Annotated in this window: 3 protein-coding genes and 1 tRNA gene; 3 read left to right on the top strand and 1 reads right to left on the bottom strand. The window is 32.9% G+C overall.

Going from position 1 to position 3,431, the window contains the following annotated elements; translation table 11 throughout:
• The 3 genes from ACIQZC_RS10130 to ACIQZC_RS10140 form a co-directional block, all read left to right on the top strand.
• Positions 1–1,670, top strand: a 1,670-nt coding sequence (locus ACIQZC_RS10130; RefSeq protein ID WP_396139105.1) for a cell division protein FtsZ, incomplete at its 5' end; no start/stop codon positions are given.
• A gap of 99 nt (positions 1,671–1,769) precedes the next feature.
• Positions 1,770–2,219, top strand: a complete 450-nt coding sequence (locus ACIQZC_RS10135; protein ID WP_396139106.1) for a GatB/YqeY domain-containing protein — start codon at positions 1,770–1,772, stop codon at positions 2,217–2,219.
• 69 nt (positions 2,220–2,288) lie between these two features.
• A tRNA-Arg gene (locus ACIQZC_RS10140) sits at positions 2,289–2,362 on the top strand.
• A gap of 95 nt (positions 2,363–2,457) precedes the next feature.
• Here the strand turns inward: ACIQZC_RS10140 and rpe are convergent.
• Entirely contained in the window at positions 2,458–3,117 is a 660-nt protein-coding gene (gene rpe / locus ACIQZC_RS10145; protein ID WP_396139107.1) for a ribulose-phosphate 3-epimerase, read from the bottom strand.
• Between the last annotated feature and the right edge of the window lie 314 nt (positions 3,118–3,431).

Raw genomic sequence — 3,431 nt, forward strand, 5'->3', positions numbered from 1 at the left:
ATACCAAAATGGTTTTTATCACCGCTGGAATGGGTGGAGGAACTGGAACGGGTGCTGCTCCTGTCATTGCACAATTAGCAAAAGACAGAGACATTCTTACCGTTGGTATTGTTACAATTCCTTTTCAGTTTGAAGGAAAAGTTCGCTCTGAGCAAGCGTTAGCCGGAGTAGAACGTTTACGCAAACAAGTAGATTCTTTAGTTGTTATCAATAATAATAAATTACGTGAAGTATATGGAAACTTAGGATTTAAAGCAGGTTTTTCAAAAGCTGACGAAGTTTTGGCAACAGCCTCAAGAGGAATTGCCGAAGTAATTACCCACCACTATACACAAAATATTGATCTTAAAGATGCTAAAACCGTATTATCAAATAGCGGAACAGCAATCATGGGATCAGCAGCTGCATCAGGAGAAGATCGTGCAAAGCAAGCAATTTCTAGTGCTTTAGATTCTCCTTTATTGAACGACAATAAAATTACAGGTGCTAAAAATGTATTATTATTAATTGTATCAGGTACTAATGAAGCTAATGAAATTACCATTGATGAAATAGGTGAAATCAACGACTATATTCAGGCTGAAGCAGGTTTTAATGCTAACATCATTATGGGAGTTGGTGAAGAAGAAGCATTAGGTGATGCTATTTCTGTAACCGTTATTGCAACAGGATTTAATGTAGAACAACAAGCCGAAATTGTAAATACAGAACCGAAAAAAATAATTCACTCGCTTGAAGACGAACAAAAAAGTGTTCATGTTTTATTGAATGACACGATTGCATCACTTTCAGTGAATGAGCCAATTTTTGAAGCACCTGAGCTGAATGAAGTAATTGCCAAAAGTGAAGCTCCTGTTGTTGAAGAAGTAACACCAAAAATTGTATTCTCATTAGATGAAGCAGAAGAGTCAGTTTTTGAAATTAATGAATCTGTTGCTACAATTGATTTAGTACCTACAACAGATTTTCTTAAAAATATTGAGGTAACTTACGAAATTGTAGCTGCAACCGCACAAACCAATTTTGAAATTATTACACCACAAATTAGAGAAATTCAGGTTATTGATCCAGAATTTGTAATAGCAAAAGAAGATTTTAATTTTGAATTAGATTTATTTGATATTAAAACAGAATCCAAAGTTGAAAACACCATTGTGTTTGATTTAACAGAGGAAACACGTTCATTAGAAGTGAAAGATCTAATAAATGTTGTACCAGTTACTGAAGTGAATCAAAGCGGAATTATTAAATATTCATTAGAAGACTATTTAGAAATTGAGACTCAAATTGAAGCGACAAAAGAGGTTAATATGGTTAATGAACCTGTTGACGAAGAGCTCAATTTTACAATGAAAAAAGAAGTTGAAAAACTTGAAAATAACATTCATTTTGATGCGGTTTCACCTTTAGAAATGTCTATCGAAGAAACATTAAAATTTAGAGCCGAAGAACGTAAACTTAAAATGAAGGATTTCAATCATAAATTCAACAACAACAACGCGCAAATTGATGAATTTGAGAAAGAGCCCGCCTATAAAAGAATGGGAATAGATGTAACATCTGCACCATCATCAAACAATAATCAATCTAGAATGTCTTTAGGAACAGATAGTAACGATGATATACAACTTCGTTCAAACAATTCCTTTCTTCATGATAATGTAGATTAATTTACAATAAACTAACCTATCTGATAAGACCCGAAGAGCAATTTTCGGGTTTTTTTCGTTACCTTTGCACAACAATTTTAATATAACAAATATAAATATATGAGTTTAGAAGTAAAAATCATGGATCACATGAAAGAAGCCATGAAAGCAAAAGATACAGTCGCTTTAGAAGCATTAAGAGCTATAAAGTCTGCAATAATTTTAGCCAAAACAGAAGTAGGTGCTGCAGATGGTTTGTCCGAAGCAGACGAGATTAAAATGTTACAGCGTTTAGTAAAAATGCGTAAAGACAGTTACGAAATTTTTACGGCACAAAACCGTCTCGATTTAGCTGAACCAGAATTAGCCCAAATAGCAGTTATCGAAAAATTCTTACCCGCACAATTATCAGAATCAGAAGTAGAGGCAATTATTTCTAAAATCATTTCAGAAACAGGTGCTACAGGAATTGCTGCTATGGGGAAAGTTATGGGCTTAGCTTCAGCTCAAATAGGTGGACAAGCAGAAGGTAAAGTTATTTCTGGAATTGTTAAAAAACTTTTAGTTTAAAAATAGAGAATATAGAAAATAGATTAAGTCTATTATCCAAAGTCTAATAATCTATTATCTAAAAAAAACGGCTTCGTAGTTCAACTGGATAGAATGACGGATTTCGGCTCCGTTGGTTGCAGGTTCGAACCCTGCCGAGGTCACTAATAAATATTTTAAACAAAAAAAACGCCAAACTTATTTGAGCGTTTTTTTTATTAATGTTTTTAAATTAAACCTTTAAGGAATATAAAGATTATTATTTAGTTATTTGCTTCAAATCAGCAATGGTTGCAATTGGATCTTGCGCGCCAAAAACATAACTTCCTGCTACTAATACGTCTGCACCAGCATCTGCTAATTGTTTTGCGTTTTTATCGGTTACACCGCCGTCAATTTCTATTAGTGTGTCTAATCCTTGTTCTGTAATCATTTTTCGAAGTTTTCTTACTTTCTGATACGTAATTTCTTCAAATTTTTGACCACCAAAACCAGGATTGATAGACATGATTAAAACCATATAACATTCTGGTAAAATATCTTCTAAAACAGAAACTGGTGTTGTTAAATTAAGTACTACTCCAGCTTTACAACCTGCAGCTTTTATTTGTCTTAAAGTTCTGTGAAGATGAACTGTAGATTCGTAGTGAACTGTTATTATATCAGCACCAATTTTTGCAAATTCTTCAATGTATCTTTCAGGTTTTTCAATCATTAAATGTACATCTAATGGTTTTGTTGCGTGTTTTTTTATAGCCTGAATCACTGGCATTCCATATGAAATATTAGGAACGAAATGACCATCCATTACATCAATATGAAACCAATCGGCTTCACTGGCATTAATCATTTCAATGTCGCGTTGTAAATTAGCAAAATCGGCAGCTAAAACCGATGGAGCGATAAATGTATTTTTCATGTTGTAGTTATGTTGTTTATTGTAGATTTCAATATTCCTTTTTCAACATTGAATATTCAATCTTTTTGCAAATGTACAAATTATAAACTTTCATTTTTAGAATTTTGAATATTCAACTTGGAATGTTGAATTTTTAGGGTTTTTTTAAAAAACTCTGGAAACCCGAGCAAAGCGAACAGACTGGAGTTTTATTTGGCTGAAAAAAATGAAACTCCGGTAATCAGCCGGAGTTTCAATCATCAATCAAAAAACGAACAGTTTTAAACTGTTGTTACTTTTATAGAAATCCCAAAAATTAAATTCCAAATACCAAC

The sequence above is a fragment of the Flavobacterium sp. genome, assembly GCF_044338735.1.
In the GTDB taxonomy this organism is placed as follows: domain Bacteria; phylum Bacteroidota; class Bacteroidia; order Flavobacteriales; family Flavobacteriaceae; genus Flavobacterium.

Coding starts and splice junctions, on each gene's coding strand:
- rpe (WP_396139107.1), bottom strand. CDS start 3,117: ATGAAAAATACATTTATCGCTCCATCGGTTTTAGCTGCCGATTTTGCT.
- ACIQZC_RS10135 (WP_396139106.1), top strand. CDS start 1,770: ATGAGTTTAGAAGTAAAAATCATGGATCACATGAAAGAAGCCATGAAA.